The 21654-nt window shown below is 66.8% G+C and carries 13 protein-coding genes; 8 read left to right on the top strand and 5 right to left on the bottom strand.

All coding sequences use genetic code 11. The features are described from left to right. Nucleotides 1-291: 291 nt before the first annotated feature. From wecB to BMY03_RS14300, 5 genes are all read left to right on the top strand, one after another. Nucleotides 292-1446, top strand: coding sequence for a non-hydrolyzing UDP-N-acetylglucosamine 2-epimerase (gene wecB, locus BMY03_RS14320; RefSeq protein WP_094011429.1), 1155 nt, complete (start codon nucleotides 292-294; stop codon nucleotides 1444-1446). Further along, nucleotides 1443-3617 (top strand): cyclic di-3',5'-guanylate-activated glycosyltransferase NfrB, encoded by a 2175-nt coding sequence (gene nfrB / locus BMY03_RS14315; protein WP_038706347.1) that lies wholly within the window; start codon nucleotides 1443-1445, stop codon nucleotides 3615-3617. The genes wecB and nfrB overlap by 4 nt, the downstream gene beginning before the upstream one ends. Then, nucleotides 3614-6616, top strand: a complete 3003-nt coding sequence (locus tag BMY03_RS14310) for a phage receptor (protein WP_094011428.1) — start codon at nucleotides 3614-3616, stop codon at nucleotides 6614-6616. Before nfrB ends, BMY03_RS14310 begins: the two co-directional genes overlap by 4 nt. After that, nucleotides 6616-7455 (top strand): DUF4434 family protein, encoded by an 840-nt coding sequence (locus tag BMY03_RS14305; protein ID WP_094011427.1) that lies wholly within the window; start codon nucleotides 6616-6618, stop codon nucleotides 7453-7455. Before BMY03_RS14310 ends, BMY03_RS14305 begins: the two co-directional genes overlap by 1 nt. 70 nt (nucleotides 7456-7525) lie before the next feature. Then, nucleotides 7526-8614: a GGDEF domain-containing protein gene (locus tag BMY03_RS14300; RefSeq protein WP_094011426.1), complete on the top strand. Its 1089-nt coding sequence runs from the start codon at nucleotides 7526-7528 to the stop codon at nucleotides 8612-8614. Here the strand turns inward: BMY03_RS14300 and BMY03_RS14295 are convergent. Beyond that, a complete protein-coding gene (locus BMY03_RS14295) occupies nucleotides 8589-9887 on the bottom strand; it encodes an ATP-binding protein (RefSeq protein ID WP_038706349.1) in 1299 nt (432 codons plus the stop codon). The genes BMY03_RS14300 and BMY03_RS14295 overlap by 26 nt on opposite strands. A gap of 6 nt (nucleotides 9888-9893) precedes the next feature. Beyond that, nucleotides 9894-10595: a response regulator gene (locus BMY03_RS14290; protein ID WP_038706350.1), complete on the bottom strand. Its 702-nt coding sequence runs from the start codon at nucleotides 10593-10595 to the stop codon at nucleotides 9894-9896. 158 nt (nucleotides 10596-10753) lie between these two features. Between BMY03_RS14290 and BMY03_RS14285 the strand changes: the two genes are divergently transcribed. From BMY03_RS14285 to mobA, 3 genes are all read left to right on the top strand, one after another. Beyond that, complete coding sequence (locus tag BMY03_RS14285) at nucleotides 10754-11929, top strand: efflux RND transporter periplasmic adaptor subunit (RefSeq protein ID WP_038706351.1); 1176 nt, start codon at nucleotides 10754-10756, stop codon at nucleotides 11927-11929. Between the two features lie 11 nt (nucleotides 11930-11940). Then, nucleotides 11941-15063, top strand: coding sequence for an efflux RND transporter permease subunit (locus BMY03_RS14280; RefSeq protein WP_038706352.1), 3123 nt, complete (start codon nucleotides 11941-11943; stop codon nucleotides 15061-15063). Nucleotides 15064-15124: 61 nt separating this feature from the next. Then, nucleotides 15125-15700 carry a molybdenum cofactor guanylyltransferase MobA gene (mobA, locus tag BMY03_RS14275; RefSeq protein WP_094011425.1) on the top strand — a complete coding sequence of 192 codons (576 nt, stop codon included), beginning with the start codon at nucleotides 15125-15127 and terminating at the stop codon, nucleotides 15698-15700. Between the two features lie 97 nt (nucleotides 15701-15797). Here the strand turns inward: mobA and BMY03_RS14270 are convergent, their stop codons facing one another. Genes BMY03_RS14270 through BMY03_RS14260 form a run of 3 tightly spaced genes read right to left on the bottom strand, consistent with a single transcriptional unit; the run spans nucleotide 15798 to nucleotide 21487 of the window. Continuing rightward, entirely contained in the window at nucleotides 15798-17195 is a 1398-nt protein-coding gene (locus BMY03_RS14270; protein WP_094011424.1) for an efflux transporter outer membrane subunit, read from the bottom strand. Nucleotides 17196-17200: 5 nt separating this feature from the next. Next, nucleotides 17201-20329, bottom strand: coding sequence for an efflux RND transporter permease subunit (locus BMY03_RS14265; protein WP_094011423.1), 3129 nt, complete (start codon nucleotides 20327-20329; stop codon nucleotides 17201-17203). A gap of 15 nt (nucleotides 20330-20344) precedes the next feature. Further along, a complete protein-coding gene (locus BMY03_RS14260; RefSeq protein WP_038706355.1) occupies nucleotides 20345-21487 on the bottom strand; it encodes a MexC family multidrug efflux RND transporter periplasmic adaptor subunit in 1143 nt (380 codons plus the stop codon). Nucleotides 21488-21654 lie beyond the last annotated feature (167 nt).

Raw genomic sequence — 21654 nt, 5'->3', positions numbered from 1 at the left:
TGCAAAACTACAAGAAGAAAGCCGCAAGAAAAAGTCAGAAATACTTTATTGACTGACCGTTCAATCAAGAAAAATTAGCATAAACGTTTCCGCAACACCCACCCCTGGCGTCCGGCGCCTTCCACCACCGGCATTACCCATGCCCCGCGCCCGCTCGGCCACGGCCTGCCCGGCACTCGCCGCAGGCATGCCGCGCATTGGACAACCCTGTGATCCACTGCTTGTATCTATGACTGCAAGCAGCGACACGTCGTACAACTTCGTCCAGGGAATCGAACGAGGAACTACACGATGGCTTACACCGTGATGATGGTATTCGGTACCCGCCCCGAAGCGATCAAGATGGCCCCGCTGGCCCGCGTCCTGCGCGACTGGCCCGAGGTCGACCTGCAGATCTGCTCCACCGGCCAGCACCGCGAAATGCTCGAACAGGTCCTCACCGCCTTTGGCCTCGAGGTCGACCAGGACCTGCAGGTGATGACCCAGAACCAGACCCTCAACGGCCTGGCCCGCGACCTGCTGGACAAGCTCGACCAGGCCTATGAACAGGTCAGGCCCGATATCGTCCTGGTCCACGGCGATACCACCACCAGCTTCATCGCCTCGCTGGCCGCCTTCCACCGTCACATTCCCATCGGCCATGTCGAGGCCGGCCTGCGCACCGGCAACCTGCAGCAGCCCTGGCCCGAGGAAGCCAACCGGCGCTTGACCGGCGTGCTCGCCGACCTGCACTTCACCCCCACCCGCGACTCCGACGCCAACCTGATCCGCGAAGGGGTGCCGCCCGAGCACATCGAGGTCACCGGCAACACGGTGATCGACGCCCTGCTGTGGATGCGCGACAAGCTGAACAAGGACAACTGGCGCCCCGCCGCCGACTCCCCGCTCAATGTGCTGCGCGACGACCAGCGCATGGTGCTGATCACCGGCCACCGCCGGGAGAACTTCGGCAGCGGCTTCGAACGCATCTGCCTGGCCCTGGCCGAACTGGCCCTGCGCTACCCGGACGTGCAGTTCCTCTACCCGGTGCACCTCAACCCGCAGGTGCAGCACGCGGTGTACAGCGTGCTCTCGGGACGCGACAACATCCATCTGGTCGCGCCCCAGGACTACCCGCACTTCGTCTGGCTGATGAACCGCGCGCACATCATCCTCACCGACTCCGGCGGCGTGCAGGAAGAGGCCCCCGCGCTGGGCAAGCCGGTGCTGGTGCTGCGCAAGGTCACCGAGCGCCCCGCTGTGCTCAAGGGCGGCACGGTCAAGCTGGTCGGCACGCTCACCGAGCGCATCGTCCAGGAGACCAGCCAACTGCTCGACGACCCGGTTGCCTATGAGCGCATGGCCCAGGTCTACACCCCCTTCGGCGACGGCCACGCCAGCGAGCGCATCGCCGAACGCCTGAGCCGCTGGTTCGCCGAGCAATCCGCCGCACGGGACAACGCATGAGCCTGGCCTTCATCGATTTCCTCACCTACGTCCTGTTCGGCCTGAAGATCCTTGCCATCGTCCTGGCGACGCTGATGTTCCTGCTGGGCCTGGACGACCTGTTCATCGACCTGTGCTACTGGGGCCGCAAGCTGATCCGACGTTTCCGCATCTACGACAAGTTCGACAAGGCCGATGAGAAGCGCCTGTTCGAGGTGCCGGAAAAGCCCCTGGCGATCATGGTGCCGGCCTGGAACGAGGTCGGCGTGGTCGGCGAGATGGCGCGCCTGGCCGCCTCCACCATCGACTACGAGAACTATCAGATATTCGTCGGCACCTACCCCAACGACCCGCAGACCCAGGCCGACGTCGACGCCGTGTGCCTGCACTACCCCAACGTGCACAAGGTGGTCTGCGCCCGTCCCGGCCCCACCAGCAAGGCCGACTGCCTGAACAACATCATCGACGCCATCCTGCGTTTCCAGCAGGACGCGCGCATCGAGTTCGCCGGTTTCATCCTGCATGACGCCGAGGACGTCATCTCGCCCATGGAACTGCGCCTGTTCAACTACCTGCTGCCGAACAAGGACATGATCCAGATCCCGGTGTACCCCTACGCCCCGGAATGGAAGGGTTTCACCGCCGGCCACTACGTCGACGAGTTCGCCGAGAACCACGGCAAGGACGTCATCGTGCGCGAGGCGCTCACCGGCCAGGTGCCCAGCGCCGGGGTCGGCACCTGCTTCAGCCGCCGGGCGATCAGCGCGCTGCTGGAGGACGGCGACGGCATCGCCTTCGATGTGCAGAGCCTCACCGAAGACTACGACATCGGCTTCCGCCTCAAGCAGAAAGGCATGAAATGCATCTTCGCCCGCTATTCCATTACCGACCCGGCGCTGGCCCTCAAACAGGAGTGGCGCCCCGGCATGAGCCGCGAGTTCGCCCAGGTGATCTGCGTACGCGAGCATTTCCCCCGTGACTGGCAGCACGCCATCCGCCAGAAATCGCGGTGGATCGTCGGCATCGTGTTCCAGGGCACCAGCAACCTCGGCTGGAGCCGCAAGGGCGCGCTCAACTACTTCCTCTGGCGCGACCGCCGCGGGCTGTTCGCCTACCTGCTGAGCTTCCTGGTCAACCTGTTGCTGCTGGTGCTGCTGGCGATGTGGCTGGTCACGGTGATCGCGCCGGAGTCGTGGCGGTTCATGTCGATCCTCAGCGACAGCACGCTGCTCAGCACCTTGCTGTGGCTCAACGGCCTGCTGCTGTTCAACCGCCTGTTCCAGCGATTCTGGTTCGTAACCCGCTACTACGGCGTGTTCGAAGGCCTGCTCTCGGCACCACGGATGATGTGGAGCAACTTCGTCAACTTCTTCGCCAACCTGCGCGCCCTGCGCCAGGTGATGGAGATGGGCGATTCGCGGCGGGTGGCCTGGGACAAGACCACCCACGAGTTCCCTGCCCTCGCCGCCCCGGCACGCACCCCGCTGGGCCATCGCCTGGTGGAGAAAGGCCTGATCAGCGAAGAACAGCTGGAGCAGGCCATCACCAGCCCGGTACGCCGACGCCTCGGCCGCGAGCTGCTGCTGCGCGGCTGGCTCACCAGCGAGCAGCTGGTCGAGACCCTGGCCGAGCAACTGGACCTGCCCTGGGCACCGCTCAATCCGTTCAAGATCGCCCCGGCGCTGATCGCCAAGCTGCCGCGCAAGCTCGCCACCCACTACGGCGTGCTGCCGGTGGACGAAGACGGCGACACCCTGGTGCTGGCCAGCGAAAGCCCGGTCAGCCAGGTCTCGCTGGGGGTCATCAGCCGCCAGCTCAAGCGCCCGGTGCGTGCCCGCCTGGCGCCGCAGGGGCGCGTGACCCTGGGCCTGCGCTATCACTACCCGAGCCCCTGGCAGAAACCCGAGACCCGGGAAATGCTCGAGGTTCTCGAACGTCACCAGGACGATGCCGCGCTGCTGGAGAGGGTCGGCACCCACCAGGTGATGCTCGGTTCGCTGCTGCAGGTGCGCGGCATGGTGCCGGTGACCCTGTTCAACCAGGCCCTGATCGACTTCAACCCTGAGCAGCAGAGCCTGGGCGAACACCTGATCGCCCGCGGCATCATCACCGAGGAGGTGCTGCAGCAAGCCCTCGCCGAGCAGGCCAGCGAACAGCAGGCCGCCTACGACCTGACCCGGGAGGTGGCATGACGCCCCGTCTTTCCCTGACCATCGCCAGCCTGCTGCTGTGTTCTTCCGCCTTGGCCGCGCCGACCAAGCCGATGACCGACTTCCAGCGCTTCACCAGCTACCCGTTCATGGAGCGTGGCTATCGGGAGGCGCAGAAGGACAACTGGGCCGAGGTCGAGCGCCTGACCCGCCACGTGCTGGGGCGCGTGCCGAACAACAACGAAGCCCGCGCCTTGCTGGCCGAAGCCCTGGCCCATCAGCGTCGCTACAAGGAAGCAGAGGCCATCGCCGAAGACCTCGACGACAATCCCGAACACGCCGATGCCCTGCTGGAGCTGCGCCTGACCTGGATCGAACAGGACCCGCCGGCCGCGAGCCAGGTGGAGGCCTGGCTCGCCGACAGCCAGGGCCAGCAGCGCGTGCGCCTGTGGCAGGCCTACAGCGTCAGCCTGGCCAAGTTCGGCGGCGCGGCCAAGGCCCTGGAGTGGCTCAACCATCTGCCGGTACGCGACGATGGCATGGTGCTGCGCATGACCCGGGCCAACTTCGCCGAGCAGTTGCACAACTGGGGAGAGACCATCGACCAGTTGCAGCCGCTGGCCGACCAGGGCCAACTGCCCCCGCAGGACTGGCAGCGCCTGGCCAATGCGTATATCCAGCAGCTCGATGAAAAGGGCCTGAACTCACTCCTGGCCAGCGCACCTTCCCAGGACGCGGCGACCCGCGCCCGCCTGGCCATGGCCAACCGCGCCATCGCCATGGGCCACAACCAGCAGGCCGAGCGCTGGCTGCAGAGCCTGCCCGCCGAGCAACTGCAGCACCCCGAGCAGCGCCAGCAGCTGTGGGAGCTGGCCCGTGAAGGTGATGATGCGCCGCTGGTGCGCCAGCTGAGCAATGAACTGCAACGCCCGTGCCTGGAGACCGTCGACTGGCTGTCCCACAAGGACCTGAAGCTGGCCCGCGAGCAGCTCGGCCAATGCCAGGCCCGCGACAATCCGCGCAGCTATGCCATCCTCAGGCAGCGCCTGTATGGCGACCCCGCGCAGCCTGCGCAACCGCGCACCGCGGCGCAGTGGGAGCAACGCTACCGACAGACTGGCGATCTCGCCGCCCTGGAACAAGCCAGCTTCATGCTGCTCGAAAGCGGCCAGAGCGAGCGCGCCCGGCAGCTGCTCGACAACGCCTACGCGCGTCATCAGGGCAGGCTGACGCCCTCGCTGCTGCAACGCCTGGGCAACCTCTACGCACGCAACGACGGCCCGCTGGACAGTCCGCGCATGCTTGCCCTGGTGCCACGAGTCGATGCCGTCACCCGTGGCCAGCTACTGGGCCGCCTGGCCGAAGCCGGCCAGTGCGACGCCGTGCGCAAGGCCATCCCGGCCACCCCGGTCGAAGCCGGGCAGTATCGCGCCCTGGGGCGCTGCGCCATGCCTGATCAGCCAGGCGAAGCGGTGGTCTACTACCAGGCAGCCGAACGCCTGGGCGATAGCGGCAGTCGCCTGCCCCTGGCCTACGCCCTGGAAGCCTCCGGCGACTCCCAGGCGGCGCTGCCGATCTGGAATAGCCTGCCGGCCAGCGCCTGGACCGACAATGCGCGCCTGACCGCCGCCCGTGGCGCGCTGAACGCCGGTGACGCCAACGCCGCCCGCCGCCACTGGGATGCGGCGGCGCACCAGAGTGCCGACGACTGGGCGCTGGGCGCCGCCATTGCCCAGCGCCAGGGCGACCCGCAGCAGGCCCTGGCCTTCCAGCGCGAAGCGCTGCGTCATGCTCCGCGCGCCGATCACTACTACGCCGCCGCCGGTACCGCCCAGCAGGCTGGCGACAGCGCCCAGAGCAGCGCCTGGCTGGCCGAGGCCGTGCGCCTGGCGCCCGACCAGCCGCGTTACCGCGCCGACTACGGCATGCGCCTGGCAGGCTCGGCGGACAAGCAGCAACGCCGCCAGTCCATACCCTACCTGGAGCGCGCCACCCGCGACTTCCCCGAGGACTACCGCCTGGGCGAGACCCTGGCTCTGCGCTACGACGAGGTCGAGGACAGTGCCTCGGCCCGCCGCGAGCTGCGCCGGGTACTGGACGTGGAGCGCAACCTGGTCGACGGCGACGATGAGTACGGCAGCCTGGAGGCGCGCAAGTACCGCCAGCGCCGCGCCCATGAAACCCTGTCGCGCCGCGACAGCATCACCCTGGCCAGCACCTGGTCGCCCGCCGGCACCTCGACCAACGACAAGTTCCTCGACACCGGCGAACGCAGCGGCACCTCGCGCCGGGCCCGCTCGCAGAACGTGCAACTGGCGATGTGGGACCACGCCCTGGGCGAAGAGCCCAGCCGCAATGGCAGCACCCTGTCGGTGTATGGCCGCGTGCTGTTCGGTGGCCAGAGCCGCACCGACTACGCGCAGAGCATGGGCACCGGTGTTGGCCTGCGCTACAAGCCGCTCGGCCAGGCCAACCTCAACCTGTACGCCGAGCTGTACCACCAGCGCCAGATCGACAGCACGCACTACAGCGGCCTGAGCCTGGGCGAACTGCTCAGCCCGGCCAAGGTCGGCGGCAACTGGGGCGACCTGCGTCACAACGCCGAATCGAGCAACGACCTGCTGCTGCGCGCCACGGCTTCGTTCCTGGATCAGGGCAAGTACCGCAACGACTGGCGTATCGACGAGGACGACTGGGACGAGCGCTTCCTCTACCTCGACGCCGCCTGGTGGACCCGCGCCGGCGACCATGCCTGGCTGTCGCGCTTCCAGCAGGGCCATGCGTGGAAACTGCCCAGCCAGTCGCCGCAGACGATCATGCCCTACGGCTTCCTCGAGTTTGCCAGCCAGGACCCAAGCAACGACTGGCGCCAGGACGCCCGCGCCGGGGTCGGCGTACGTTGGCAGTGGTGGTTCGACGACGACCGCTACAACGCCTATCGCGGCTCGCTGAAAGTACGCGCCGAGTACCAGCAGGCACTGGGCGGCAACCTCTACAAACGCGGCAACGGCGTGCTGCTGGGTGTGGAGATGAACTTCTGATGCGTAGCTTCCTGGCTCTCTGCCTGCTGATCCTGTGGCTACCCGCCCAGGCCGACCAGCGCCTGTTCTACCAACCGCTCAACCGTGACGCGAACGTCACCCCGGCGCAGTGGCAAAACCTGTGGCGAGCCACCGTGGCCCAGGGCGGCAAGACCCTGATCGTGCAGTGGAGCGCCTACGGCGACAGCGACTTTGGAGGCTCCAAGGGCTGGCTGGCCGGGAGCCTGCGCGAAGCGCGGGCCCAAGGCCTCGAGCTGGTGCTCGGCCTGTACATGGATCCGGCCTACTACCAGCGCCTCGAACAGCTCGACGGCGAAGGCCTGAACAGTTACTTCAAGGCGCAGCTGGGACGCTCGCTCACCCAATACCAGCAGCTCAAGGCCGAATGGGCGCTGCCGGTGGCCGGCTGGTACCTGCCCATGGAACTGGACGACCTGCACTTTCGCGACCCGGCCAGGCGCGATGCGCTGCATACTCAATTGCAGGCTTTTAACCGGCAACTGGAAAAGCCCCTGCATATCAGCGCGTTCAGCTCCGGCCAGCTGTCGCCGCGGGTCAATGGCGCGTGGCTGGAGCAGTTGGCCAGCCTTGGCCTGAACGTCTGGTGGCAGGACGGCGCCGGCACAGGCCGCCTGGCGCCGCTGGTACGCCAAGGCTACGAACAGGCCCTGCCCTGCCGGGTGGGCATCGTGCGCGAGGCATTTCGCCAGGTCAGCAAACCTGGCCAAGCGTTCCGCGCCGAACCTGCGCAGCCGGCGCTGAGCGGAGACTGCCACGCCGAAGCCGTGTTCGCCCTTCGCTATCGGCCCTGGGCCAGAGGGACGCTTTCCATAGATTGAAACCAGAACCTGAACGGATCTCTTCGCGAGGCCGGCAAGAACAGCACAATAGCCGAGGGCATCCTCCAGCATGTACAAGACCCTCGAAGCCCACATCCGCCAACAGGTCGCCCCCGCCGCCCTGCGTGCCGAGTTCCGCCAGCACGAATTCGAGGCCATGCGCCGTTTCTGCCTGCTGATCTTCTGCATCGGCATTGCCATCTGGTTGGTCTTCGACCTGATCGTCAGCTACCTCGGCGGCCAGGGCTTCACCTGGCTGTCCGGGGTGTTCATCGCCTTGCTGTGCAGCCTCACCGTGGTCTTGGCTTTCACCCGCAGGAGCCAGCATTTCGACGTGCTCAACCTGCTGTTCGTGACGGTGATCACCCTGGCCATGCGCCTGGTGATCGAGGGCATCCCCATCGCCCTGCGACCGGTATGGCTGGTACTTGGGGTCTCCACCGTGCTGTACACCGTGTCGGTGCTGCCGGTGCGACGCTGGTCATTCTTCTGCGCCATGGGCATCACCTGGGTCATGCTCAACCCCTTCTTCCACACCCGTATCGAAGCCCTGGAGCTCGAAGGCGCGATGCTGGTCAGCTACGCGGTGTGCCTCAGCGGGCTGGTGATCTACAGCTACCTGCGTATCCGCCAGGCCAAGCTGCACAACTTCTACCTGACCAAGGTACTGCTGGAGCAGGCCTATATCGACGCGTTGACCGACATCCCCAACCGTCGCTCGTTCATGGCCAAGGCCGAAAAGCAGCTGCGACAGGCCGGCGAACAGTACCTGGCGATGATCGACATCGACAATTTCAAGCAGGTCAACGACCGCTTCGGCCATGACATCGGCGACGAGGTGCTCAAGCGCGTGGCGGCGCACATAAAGGCGGCGATGATCGGCTACGAGATCGCCCGGCTGGGCGGTGAGGAATTCGCGATCTTCTTCCAGGGGCTGGATGAAACAGGCGCCGAGCAGCAAGTTGCGAGGTTGTGCCAGCGGGTGCGCGAGGACCTCGGGGCACACCCGGTGACCATCAGCATCGGCCTGGCCCGGATCGATAGCGGCGATACCCTGAGCACGGCGCTGATCCGGGCGGACCAGGCACTGTACGAAGCCAAGCACACGGGCAAGGACCGCTTCGTCCGGTGGACTAACCGGCTGGCAAGCGAATCCTGAACTGCGCCCCACCCAACGCAGATTGCGCCACTGTGAGCGTACCGCCCTGCCCTTCGATGGCCCGCCGGCTGATCGCCAAGCCCAAGCCGAAACCACCCGTATTGCGATCACGGCTGCGATCCAGCCGGTAGAACGGCTGGAAGATCCGCTCACGCTCCTCGACCGGAATGCCGATGCCGTCGTCCTCGACCGTCACCAGGCAGGCGCCATCCTCTTCCAGGCGCAGGCGCAGCAGCAGGCTTTCGTCGCAGTAGCGCATGGCGTTGCGCACCAGGTTCTGTACCGCGCGGGCAGTCAGTCGCGGATCGAGGACGAAGCGTGGCAGGTCGGCGTCGCATTGCACCTCCCACTGGATGCCGCGATCGTCGAGTTCTTCGGCGAAACCACCGAGCACGCTGTCCACCAGCTCGAGCAACGACACCTCGACCCGCTCGCGGGCCTGGTCGGCGCTTTCCAGGCGGCTGTAGGACAGTAGCTCAAGCACCAACTCGTCCAGCTCGCGCACATGGCCCACCAGCCCCAGCAGGCGTTTGCGGCTGGCAGGCGGTACCTCGTCGAACAGCAGTACCAGCCCGAAGTCCAGGCGGGTCAGCGGTGTGCGCAGCTCGTGGGACACCGCGTTGAGCAGTTCGCGCTGCTGGTTGACGTGGCGCTCCAGGTCGCTGGCCATGGTGTCGAACACCCCGGCCAGCTCGCCGATGTTCGAGCGCGGCGAGATATGCGTACGCTCGGACATCTCGCCGCGCCCGAGGCGCCGGGCAGTGTCCTTCAGGCGCTCGAGGTCGCGCCAGTGCGGCCATACCCACAGCAGCAGGCAGCCGAGCATGGCCGCGCCGATCAGCACGGTCACGCCCCAGGACAGCACGTTGATGTCCAACGGGTCGTCCGGCGAGTGCAGGCGCACCAGCCAGTCCTGGTCCAGCGGCGCCAGCGCCGTTTCGTAGTAGCCCCAGTCGGCCATGCGCACCACATACAGGCCATGCTCGAGCCGGGCCTTTTCCTCGCTGCTCAGCTCGGCGTCGTCCATGCGCAGCAAGCGCACCTCCAACGGCTTGAACGCCGCGGCCAGTTCCTTTTCCACCGTCGGCCACTGCTCCCGCGGCGTCTGCTGGAACTGACGCACGATCAGGGTCTGCACGCCCTTGGCCTGGTCGAGGTTGTAGGCCATGAAGCGATCGTGAAACAAGCCGACGATGGTGTCGGGAATCAGCGCGATCGCCCCGGCATAGGCGACGATGATCACCAGGTACAACCGCACCAGGATCTTCAGCATGGCGTATCAGTACTCCCACTCGACGCGGCTGAACAGGTAGCCCTTGCCCCATACGGTCTTGATCTTGCGCGCCTCGCCGGCGCTGTCGTCGAAACGTCGGCGCAGCTTGGAGATGGCCACGTCCACCGAGCGGTCGGTGCCGTTGAACTCGATACCGCGCAATTGCTGGAGGATGCGGTCACGGCTCATCACCTCGCCGGCGTTGCGCGCCAGCACCACCAGCAGGTTGTATTCGCCGCTCGACAGCTCCACTTCTTCGCCGCGCCAGTTGACCGTGCGCTCGGCCAGGTCGATGCACAGGCCGCCGATCTGGATCAGGTCGCAGTCCAGGCGCGGCTCGTTGACGCTGCTGCGGCGCAGCAACGTGCGCACCCTGGCCAGCAACACGCGGGGCTCGCACGGCTTGGTGACGTAGTCGTCGGCGCCCATCTCCAGCCCCAGCACCTGGTCGTGGCTGTCGTCGCGGGCGGTCAACATGAGGATCGGCAGGCTCTGCGTCTCCTGGCGCAGCAGGCGGCATACCTGCAGGCCGTCCAGGCCCGGCAGCATCAGGTCGAGTATCACCAGGTCCGGCTTCTGCCGGCGGAATTCGTCCAGAACATGGTCGCCGCGGGCAATCACCCGGACATGGAAATCGTTGCGTTGCAGGTAGCTGGCGATCAGTTCGGACAACGCGCTGTCGTCTTCGACCAGGAGAATGTTCGGCATAAGGGGATTTGACGAAAGATTGAAGTAAGGCAGGATATAGAATCCCGGGCGGGCCACCGCCGATTGTTCACACTTTTTCACACACGCCCAACACAGCTTAACAGCCGCCACCCGAACGGCTGCTTTAGCATACGCTGGATCAAACCTGGAAGATCCGTATGTCCACGCTCCGTGCTTTGCGCCTGCGCCCTCTGGCGCTGCTGGCGCTGATGACCCTTTCCCTGGCCGCTTGCAACGACGCCGCCGAGCAGGAAGAAAAGGCCCCGCCCTCCCAGGTCCGGGTCGAAACCCTTGCCGTGCAGCCGCTGGCCATCAGCACCGAACTCAGCGGCCGCATCCTTGCCCCTCGCACCGCCGAGGTGCGCGCCCGGGTGGCCGGGGTGGTGCTCAAGCGGGTGTACCGCGAAGGCAGCGACGTCAAACAGGGCGATGTGCTGTTCCTGATCGATCCGGCGCCGTTCAAGGCCGACTTCGACAGCGCCCGCGCCACCCTGGCCAAGGCCGAGGCGACGCTGTACCAGGCGCGCCTGCAGGAGCAACGCTACCGCGAACTGGTCGACGACAAGGCCGTCAGCCGCCAGGAGTACGACAACGCCCGCGCCGCCTTCCTCCAGGCCGACGCCGCGGTCGGCGAAGCCAAGGCGGCGCTGGAACGCGCGCGCCTGAACCTGGGCTACGCCACCGTCACCGCACCGATCTCCGGGCGCATCGGCCGCGCCCTGGTGACCGAGGGCGCGCTGGTCGGCCAGAGCGAGACCACGCCGCTGGCCACCATCCAGCAGTTGAACCCGATCCACGCCGACGTCACCCAGTCGACCCGCGAACTCAACGCCCTGCGCCGCTCGCTGCGTGCCGGCGAGCTGCAGCAGGTGGGCCGCGACCAGGTCAAGGCCACGCTGATCCAGGACGATGGCAGCGCCTACCCGCTGGCCGGCAAGCTGCTGTTCTCCGATATCAGCGTCGACCCGAGCACCAACCAGATCACCCTGCGCAGCGAGTTCCCCAACCCGGACCTCGACCTGCTGCCCGGCAGCTATGTGCGCGTGCGCCTGGACCAGGCCGTGCAGCCTCAAGGCATCAGCGTGCCGCAACGCGCCATCCTGCGCGACAGCGCCGGTGTGCCCAAGGTGCTGCTGGTCGACCAGCAGGACCGCATCAGCGAACGCCAGGTGACCCTGGGCAGCGCCCAGGGTGACCGCTGGATCGTCAGCGAGGGGCTGGCCCCAGGTGACCGCGTGGTGGTCGAGGGCCTGCAACACGTCAAGGCCGGCGACCAGGTGCAAGTCGACGAACAACCAGGCGCCACCGCAGTCGCCCAACACAACGGCCAATGAGGGCCTGATCCATGCCGCAGTTCTTCATCGACCGCCCGGTGTTCGCCTGGGTGGTCGCCCTGTTCATCCTCTTGGTCGGCGCCCTGGCCATCCCACAGTTGCCGGTGGCCCAGTATCCCGACGTGGCCCCGCCGCAGGTGGAAATCTACGCCGTCTACCCCGGCGCCTCGGCGGCGACCATGGACGAGAGCGTGGTCAGCATCATCGAGCAGGAGCTCAACGGTGCCGACAACCTGCTCTATTTCGAATCGCAGAGCAGCCTGGGCAGCGCCACCATCACCGCCAGCTTCCAGCCTGGCACCAACCCGGACATGGCCCAGGTGGACGTGCAGAACCGCCTCAAGGTAATCGAGTCGCGCCTGCCGCGCCCGGTCACCCAGCAAGGCCTGCAGGTCGAGAAGGTGTCCACCGGTTTCCTGTTGCTGGCCACCCTCACCTCCGAGGACGGCAGCCTCGACGAGATCGCCCTGTCGGACATCCTCGCGCGCAACGTGATGAACGAGATCCGTCGCCTCAAGGGTGTCGGCAAGGCGCAGCTGTATGGCTCCGAACGGGCCATGCGCATCTGGATCGACCCGGCCAAGCTGGTTGGCTTCAACCTCACGCCCAATGACGTGGCCGAGGCCATCGCCGCGCAGAACGCCCAGGTCGCCCCCGGCAGCATTGGCGACCTGCCGAGCCGACCGACCCAGGAGATTACCGCCAACGTGGTGGTCAAGGGCCAGCTGAGCACCCCAGAGGAGTTCGCCGCCATCGTCCTGCGCGCCAACACCGACGGTTCCACGGTCACTGTCGGTGACGTGGCGCGGGTCGAGATCGGGGCCCAGGAATACCAGTACGGCACCCGCCTCAACGGCAAGGCCACCAGCGCCTTCAGCGTCAAGTTGTCGCCCGGCGCCAACGCCATGGAAACCGCGACCCTGGTCAAGCAGAAGCTCGACGAGCTGGCGCGCTACTTCCCGGCCGGGGTGAAGTACGACATCCCCTACGACACCTCGCCCTTCGTCAAGGTCTCGATCAAGCAGGTGATCAACACCCTGCTCGAGGCCATGGTGCTGGTGTTCGCGGTGATGTTCCTGTTCCTGCAGAACTTCCGTTACACGCTGATTCCGACCCTGGTGGTGCCGGTGGCGCTGATGGGCACCTTCGCGGTGATGAACGTGCTGGGTTTCTCGGTCAACGTACTGACCCTGTTCGGCATGGTGCTGGCCATCGGTATCCTGGTGGACGACGCCATCGTCGTGGTGGAAAACGTCGAGCGGATCATGGCCGAGGAAGGCCTGCCGCCCAAGGAAGCCACGCGCAAGGCCATGGGCCAGATCAGCGGCGCCATCGTCGGCATCACCCTGGTACTGGTAGCGGTATTCCTGCCGATGGCCTTCATGCAAGGTTCGGTGGGGGTGATCTACCAGCAGTTCTCGGTGTCGATGGCGGTGTCGATCCTGTTCTCGGCGTTCCTCGCCCTGAGCCTGACCCCGGCCCTGTGCGCCACCCTGCTCAAACCGCTGGAGAAAGGCGAGCATCATGAGCGCAAGGGTTTCTTCGGCTGGTTCAACCGCCGCTTCGAAGGCATGAGCAATGGCTACCAGCGCTGGGTGACCCACGCCCTGGCCCGCAGCGGTCGCTATCTGCTGGTGTATGCCGCGCTGGTCGGCGTGCTGGTGTACGGCTTCAGCCAGCTGCCCACCGCCTTCCTGCCTACCGAGGACCAGGGCTACACCATCACCGACATCCAGCTGCCGCCGGGCGCCAGCCAGGCACGGACCATCGAGGTCGGGCAGCAGATCGAGGCGCACAACGCCGAAGAGCCCGGCGTGGCCAACACCACGCTGATCCTCGGTTTCAGCTTCTCCGGCAGCGGGCAGAACGCGGCGCTGGCCTTCACCACGCTCAAGGACTGGTCCGAACGCGGTGGCGACGACAGCGCGCAGTCGATCGCCGAGCGCGCCACCATGGCCTTCACCCAGCTCAAGGACGCCATCGCCTATGCGGTGTTGCCGCCGCCGGTGGACGGCCTGGGCGAGTCGACCGGTTTCGAGTTCCGCCTGCAGGACCGCGGCGGCATGGGCCACACCGGGCTGATGGAAGCTCGCGACCAACTGCTGGACGCCGCGCGCAAGAGCAAGGTGCTGGTCAACGTGCGCGAAGCATCTCTGGCGGAGAGCCCTCAGGTCGAGCTGGAAGTGGACCGCCGCCAGGCCAACGCCCTGGGCGTGTCGTTTGCCGATATCGGCGCGGTGCTCGACACCGCGGTGGGGTCGAACTACGTCAACGACTTCCCCAACCAGGGCCGCATGCAGCGGGTGGTGGTGCAGGCCGAAGGCGACCGGCGCAGCCAGGTCGAGGACCTGCTGAAGATCCACGTGCGCAACAGCAGCGGCAAGATGGTGCCCCTGGGCGCCTTCGTCAGCGCCCGCTGGCAGTCCGGCCCGGTGCAGCTGACCCGCTACAACGGCTACCCGGCGGTGTCGATTTCCGGCGAGCCGGCGGCCGGCTACAGTTCGGGCGAAGCCATGGCCGAGATAGAGCGCCTGGTGGCGCAACTGCCGGCAGGTGCCGGCCTGGAGTGGACCGGCCTGTCGCTGCAGGAACGCCTGTCCGGCAGTCAGGCGCCACTGCTGATGGCGCTGTCGCTGCTGGTGGTGTTCCTGTGCCTGGCCGCGCTGTACGAAAGCTGGTCGATCCCCACCGCGGTGCTGCTGGTGGTACCGCTGGGGGTGCTCGGCGCGGTGCTCGCGGTGACCCTGCGCGGCCTGCCCAACGACGTGTTCTTCAAGGTCGGCCTGATCACCCTGATCGGCCTGTCGGCGAAGAATGCCATCCTGATCATCGAGTTCGCCAAGGACCTGGTGGACCAGGGCGTCGATGCGGCGGACGCAGCGATCCAGGCCGCGCGCCTGCGCCTGCGCCCGATCGTGATGACGTCGCTGGCGTTCATCCTTGGCGTGGTGCCACTGGCCATCGCCAGCGGCGCCAGCTCGGCCAGCCAGCAAGCCATCGGCACCGGGGTGATCGGCGGCATGCTCAGCGCCACCTTCGCCGTGGTGTTCGTGCCGGTGTTCTTCGTCGTGGTGATGCGCCTGGCCAGGCGCGGCAAGACCAAGGCGGCGCAGGTGGCCAGCCACCAGGCCTGACTGGACAAGCCCTGCGGTAAATGGGAGGGTTCCCGGCATTGACTGCCCGGAACCCTTTTTCATGCCCGACGTTCTTCCCCCCTGCTCCATCCTTATCCTCGCCGGCGGCCGTGGCCAGCGCATGGGCGGGCGCGACAAGGGGCTGGTGCCCTGGCGCGGCGAGCCGTTGGTGGCGCATGTGCAGCGCGCTGTGCGGGCGTTGAGCGATGACCTGGTGATCTCCTGCAACCGCAACCAGGCGGCCTACGCAATCTACGCCGACCAGCTCGTCACCGACGCCGAAGCGGACTTTCCCGGTCCGCTGGCCGGCGTGATCAGCGGGCTCAGGGCAGCCCGGCACGAATGGGTGGTAGTGCTGGCCTGCGATGCGCCGCGCATCGACCGGGCGCTGGTCGAGGACCTGCTGCGCCTGGCCGAGGCGCATGACAGCGCGGCCATGGTGCGCCAGGGTGGGTATTGGCAGCCGATGTTCAGTGTGTTGCCCCGGCGCGTATTGCCATTGCTGGAGCACGCCTGGCAGGCGGGTGAGCGGAGTTTGCAGAAGGCCTTGCTGCAGGCGAATGTGCAGGGGTTGGGGTGTGCCGGGGACGATGCGCGGTTGAGCAACTTCAACAGTCCGGATCTGTTGCGCGATTAACGCTCGCCTGCTCGGCCCTATCGCGGGCAAAAAAAAAGGCCCCAAGGCAGGGACACCTGGGGCCAAGCGGTTGGACTTCCCAACCAAAGGAGGCATTTCAACCTTGGGCCGGCCAGCCACCGCCCAAGGCACGGAACAGATCGACCAGTGCCAGCTGGCGCTGGGTGCTGGCCTGGATGAACGCCGCTTCGTTGACATAGCCGTTGCGCTGCGCGTCCAGGTAGCGCAGGTGGTTGTCCACCCCGCCCTCATAGCGCGCCTTGGCCAGCGCCACGGTCGCCCGGCTGGTGTCGGCCAGGGCGCGCCGCGCGGCTTCCTCGCGGCGCAAGGTATCGGTGGCGGCCAGGGCGTCGGCCACTTCGCGGAAGGCGCTCTGGATCGTGCCTTCGTAAGCGGCCACCGCCGAATCCTTGCGCGCCTCGGCCAGGCTCAGGCCGGCCTTGTTGCGCCCGGCGTCGAACAGCGGCAGCGACAGTTGCGGCATGAACGTCCAGCTACGCGAGCCGCCGTCGAACAACCCGGACATCTGCGCGCTGGAAGTGCCGAAACTGCCGGTCAGGCTGATCCGCGGGAAGAACGCCGCCCGCGCCGCGCCGATATCGGCATTGCGCGCCCGCAGCCGGTGCTCGGCGGCCAGGATGTCCGGGCGGCGCTCGATCAGCGCCGACGGCGCGCCTGGGGCGATGTCCTGCAGGACCATCGGCGCCTGCATCCGCTCGGCGGGAATCGCCTTGGCCGCCTCGGCGCTGCCCAGCAGCAGCGCCAGGGCGTTGTAGGCCTGGCGCTGCTCGCGCACGATACCTTCGAGCTCGGCCCGTGACTGCTCGACCAGCCCCAGCGCCTCCTGGTGGTCCAGCGCCGTGGCCGTGCCAGCGGCGCGCCGCTGGCCGACCAGGGCCAGCGAGTCCTCGCGGCTGGCCAGGGTCTGGCGAGTCAGCGTCAGGCGCCGTTCGGCACCGTCCAGGGTCAGGTAGGCCTGGGTGACATCAGCGATCAGCGCGATGCGCGCGGCACGGCCGACTTCCTCGGTGGCCAGGTACTGCTCCAGCGCCGCATCGCTCAGGCTCTTGACCCGACCGAACAGGTCCACTTCGTACTCTGGCAGCGACAGCCCCACCTGGTAACTGCTGCTGACCCCTTCCCTGCCGTTGTTCGACAGGTCCGCCGGCAGGTGCTGGCGGTTACCGGAGGCACCGGCGTTCAGGCCTGGTACCCGATCGGCCCGCTGGATACGGTATTGCGCTCGGGCCTGCTCGATGTCGAGCAGGGTCTGACGCAGGGAGCGGTTGTTGTCCAGTGCCGTGGTGACCAGTTGACGCAAGGCCGGATCGACGATGAACGCCTGCCAGTCCAGCTGCTCCACCGACTTGCCATGATGGCCGGCGGCATCGCCCCAGGCAGCCGCCACCGGCGCCTCCGGGCGCTGGTAGGTCGGTGCCAGGGAGCAGCCGACCAGGGTAACGGCCAGCGCGAACGGGAGTGCACATTTACCCATGACTATCACTTCGTCACCTCGACAGCATGTTGCACAGGGGCCGGCTTGCGCTTGAGCAGCTTGAGCACCCAGACGAAACAGATCGGCACGAACACCACGCCCAGCAAGGTGGCGCTGAGCATGCCGCCAATCACCCCGGTACCGATGGCACGCTGGCTGGCCGCGCCGGCGCCAGTGGCGATGGCCAGGGGCACCACGCCGAGGATGAAGGCCATGGAGGTCATCACGATCGGGCGGAAACGCAGGCGCGCGGCTTCAATGGCGGCGTCGCTCAAGCTGTAACCCTTCTCCCACAGCTCCTTGGCGAACTCGACGATCAGGATGGCGTTCTTCGCCGCAAGGCCGATGATGGTGATCAGGCCGACCTTGAAGTACACATCGTTGGGCATGCCGGTGAGCAGTACCGCCCAGACCGCGCCCAAGGCGCCGATCGGCACGATCAGCATCACCGTCAGCGGGATCGCCCAGCTCTCGTACAGCGCCACCAGCAGCAGGAACACCACCAGGATGGCCAGGGCGAACAGGCCGGCGGCCTGGCCACTGGAGACCTTCTCCTGGTAGGACAGGCCGGTCCAGGCATAGCCGATGCCGGGTTGCAGCTCGCCGACCAGGCGCTCCATCTCTGCCATCGCCTGGCCAGTGCTGTAGCCGGGTGCGGCGTCGCCGGCGATACGGATCGACGGGTAGCCGTTGTAGCGCACCAGTTGCACCGGCCCTTCCTCCCACTGGGTGGTGGCGAAGGCACTGAACGGCACTTGCTCGCCGCGGGCGTTAGGTGCGTACAGGCGCAGCACGCTTTCCGGGGTCATGCGCTCGCCCTGCTCGGCCTGCACCACCACACGCTGCTGGCGCCCGGCATTAGTGAAGTCGTTGATCACCGCCGAACCGAAGGCGGTGGCCAGGGTGCTGTTGATCGACTCGAAGTTCACCCCCAGGGCGCGTGCCTTGTCGCGGTCGATCTGGACGCGCAACTGTGGTGCTTCTGCCAGGCCTTCCATCATCGCGTACAGGAACACCGGGTTGCCGTTGGCTCGAGCCAGCAACTGGTCACGGGCCGCCAGCAGCGCTTCACGCCCCAGGCCGCCCCGGTCCATCAAGCGCAGGGCGAAACCGCCGGAGTTGCCCAGGCCGTCGATCGGCGGCGGCATGACCGCGGTGATGGCACCGTCGCCGTTGGCCGCGAAGCGCTCGTTGGTCGCGACGATTTCGTCTGCCGCCGATTGGCCCTTGCCACGTTGCGACCAGTCCTTGTAGGTCGGGAAAGCCAGCGCGGCATTCTCTCCCTGGCCCGAGAAACTGAAACCGGTCACCACGATCGAGTTGGCCACTGCCTCGCGAGACATCAGGAACTGCTCGAGCGCTTCGGCGGTATGGTCAGTGCGCACCCGGCTGGCGCCAGGCGGTAGTTGTACGTCGACGATGCCGTAGCCGAGGTCCTCGGCGGGCACGAAGGCCTCCGGGACGCGCAGGTAGGAATAACCCAGCACCACCAGGATGCCGACATAGGCGAGCATCCAGCGCCCGGCACGGGCCACCAGTGCACTGTTCATCAGCGAATAGCGCTCGGTCACACGGGCGAAGCTGCGGTTGAAGGCACCGAAGAAACCGCCCCTCTCGTGGTGCCCATGGGCCACAGGCTTGAGCAGCGTGGCGCACAGCGCCGGGGTGAAGGTCAGGGCCAGGAAGCCGGAGAACAGGATCGACACCGCCAGCGACACGGAGAACTGCTGGTAAATCACCCCGACCGAACCGGACATGAACGCCAACGGCAGGAACACCGCCGCCAGCACCATGGTGATACCAATGATCGCCCCGGAAACCTGCCCCATCGCCTTGATGGTGGCTTCCGCCGGCGACAGCCCTTCCTCGGCCATCAAGCGCTCGACGTTCTCCACCACGACGATGGCGTCGTCCACCAGGATACCGATGGCCAGCACCATGCCGAACATGGTCATCATGTTCACCGAGAAACCCAGCAGCTTCATGACCATCAGCGTTCCCAGCAGGCACACTGGCACCACGATCGACGGGATCAGGGTGTAGCGCACGTTCTGCAGGAACAGGAACATCACCAGGAACACCAGCACCATGGCCTCGATCAGGGTGTGGATCACCTTCTCGATGGCCACGTCGACGAAGCGCGAGGTGTCGTAGGGCACCGAGTATTCGACGCCGTCGGGGAAGAACTGCGACAGCTCGGCCAGGCGCTCCTTGACCAGGGTCGCGGTTTCGATGGCGTTGGCGCCCGGCGCCAGCTGCACAGCGGCGACCACGGCGGGCTTGCCGTCCAGGCGCGCCGAGAGATTGTAGTTCTCGCTGCCGATGGCCAGGCGCGCGACATCGCCAAGGCGCACGCTGGAGCCGTCCGGGTTGGCGCGCAGGACGATGCCGGCGAAGGCCTCGGGGGTTTCCAGGGTGCCCTGCACGGCCAAGGTCGCGGTCAGTTCCTGCTCGCTGGCTCCGGGCGTGCTGCCGAAACTGCCGGCGGGTACCTGAACGTTCTGGCCACGAATGGCGTTGCCGATGTCGTCGATGGACAGGCCGTAGCCCACCAGCTTCTGCGGATCGACCCAGACCCGCATCGCCGCCTCGGAGGCGAAGAACTGCAACTTGCCCACGCCGGGTACGCGCAGCAGCTCGTTGTTGATGTTGCGCGCGGCATAGTCGGCCAGGCTGGTGACGTCGTCACGGCCACCGGTGGCGCTGGTCAGGGCGTACATCAGCAGGAAGCCGGAACTGGCCTGCTCGACCTTCAGACCCTGGGTCAGTACCGCCTGGGGCATGCGCGCCTCGGCCTTCTTCAGGCGGTTCTGCACATCGACCTGGGCCATATCCGGGTCGGTGCCGGGCTGGAACGTCACCATCACCTCGGCCACGCCGTTGGAGTTGTTGGTGGACTCGTAGTACAGCAGGCCCTTGGCGCCGTTGAGCGACTCCTCGATGATGCTGGTCACCGACTCGACCATCACCTTGGCGGACGCGCCCGGGTAGACGGCATTGATGGAAATCTGTGGCGGCGCCACGCTGGGATACTGGGCCACCGGCAACGCCGGGATCACCAGCAAACCGGCCAGGGATATGAACAGCGCCACGACCCAGGCGAAGTTCGGCCGATTGATGAAGAACTTGGACATCTCGCTACCCTCGCCTTAGTGTGCCGCGGCCTGTTGCGCCTGGGCCGGCTGCACCGGCATGCCCGGGGCAAGGCCGGCCGGGCCGCCGACGATGACCTGGTCACCGGCGCGCAGGCCCTCGGTGATCTGCCAGCGCGAGCCATGCATCCCGCCGGTGCGCACGCTGCGCGCCTCGGCCAGGTTGCCGGTGCCGACCACCAGCACCCGCGCCTCGCCATCGCTGCCGCGCTGCACCGCGCGCTGCGGCACCAGGATGGCCTGCTGGTCGGTACCCTGCGGGGTGCGCACGCGCACGTACATGCCCGGCAGCAGGATGCCGTCGGCATTGTCGAAGCGACCGCGCAAGGTGACCTGGCCGGTGCCACGGTCGACCGCCACGTCGGTGAACATCAGCGCGCCCTGGCGCTGGTAGTCGGTGCCTTCCACCTGGGCGGTCAGCGCCTTGTCGTCGCCAGCGCCGAGCGCGCCGTCCTTGAGGGCCTGACGCAGACGCAGGGCTTCGGCGGCGGACTGGGTGAAGTCGACGTAGATCGGATCGAGCTGCTGGATGCGCGCCATCAAGGTGGCCTCCCCCTGCCCGACCAGGGCGCCTTCGGTGGCCAAGGCGCGGCCGATGCGGCCGGAGATCGGCGCGGTGACCGTGGCATAGCCCAGGTTAAGGCGCGCGGTCTGCACGTCGGCCTGGGCCGAGCGCACGGCCGCCTGGGCGCTGCGCAGCTCGGCGCTGGCGCTGTCGAAGTCCTGCTGGCTGACCGCCTCGATCTTGACCAGCGGCTCATAGCGCTTGACCCGTGCCTGGGCCTCCTGCTGCACCGCCTGGGCCCGCGCAAGGTCGGCCTCGACACGCGCCAGGGCAGCCTTGAACGGTGCCGGATCGATCTGGAACAACACATCCCCAGCCTTGACGTCGGCGCCTTCCTCGAAACGTTTGTGCAGGACAATGCCGGCGACCCGGGCACGCACCTCGGCCACACGCATCGGTTCGACCCGGCCCGGCAGGGTCGAGGCCAGGGCCAGCTGTTCGCTGGCCAGCGTCACGGTCTCCACCGGAAATGCCGTTTCAGTCGCGGCCTGCTGTTCTTCAGCAGCTCCGCAGCCGGCCAGTGCTACCGCCACTGCCAGCCAGCTGACCATCCCTATTGCACGCAAATTGCTCATTAACTCACCCGAGCCGTTAACTAGAATTGGCGCGAATGGTACTTACACATTCGATTTGAGTCAATTTAGTCTCATTTGAAGTTTTTGTGAAATATTGTGATTACCGTCCAATCGTCGGCTGAGCGCAGCCCGCACCCAGTGCAGGCGTCAAATGAACACAACCCGTG

Source organism: Pseudomonas soli, assembly GCF_900110655.1.
GTDB lineage: Bacteria > Pseudomonadota > Gammaproteobacteria > Pseudomonadales > Pseudomonadaceae > Aquipseudomonas > Aquipseudomonas soli.
Note: the sequence above shows the minus strand (reverse complement) of the source record. Positions and strands in the feature narration are given on the sequence as shown.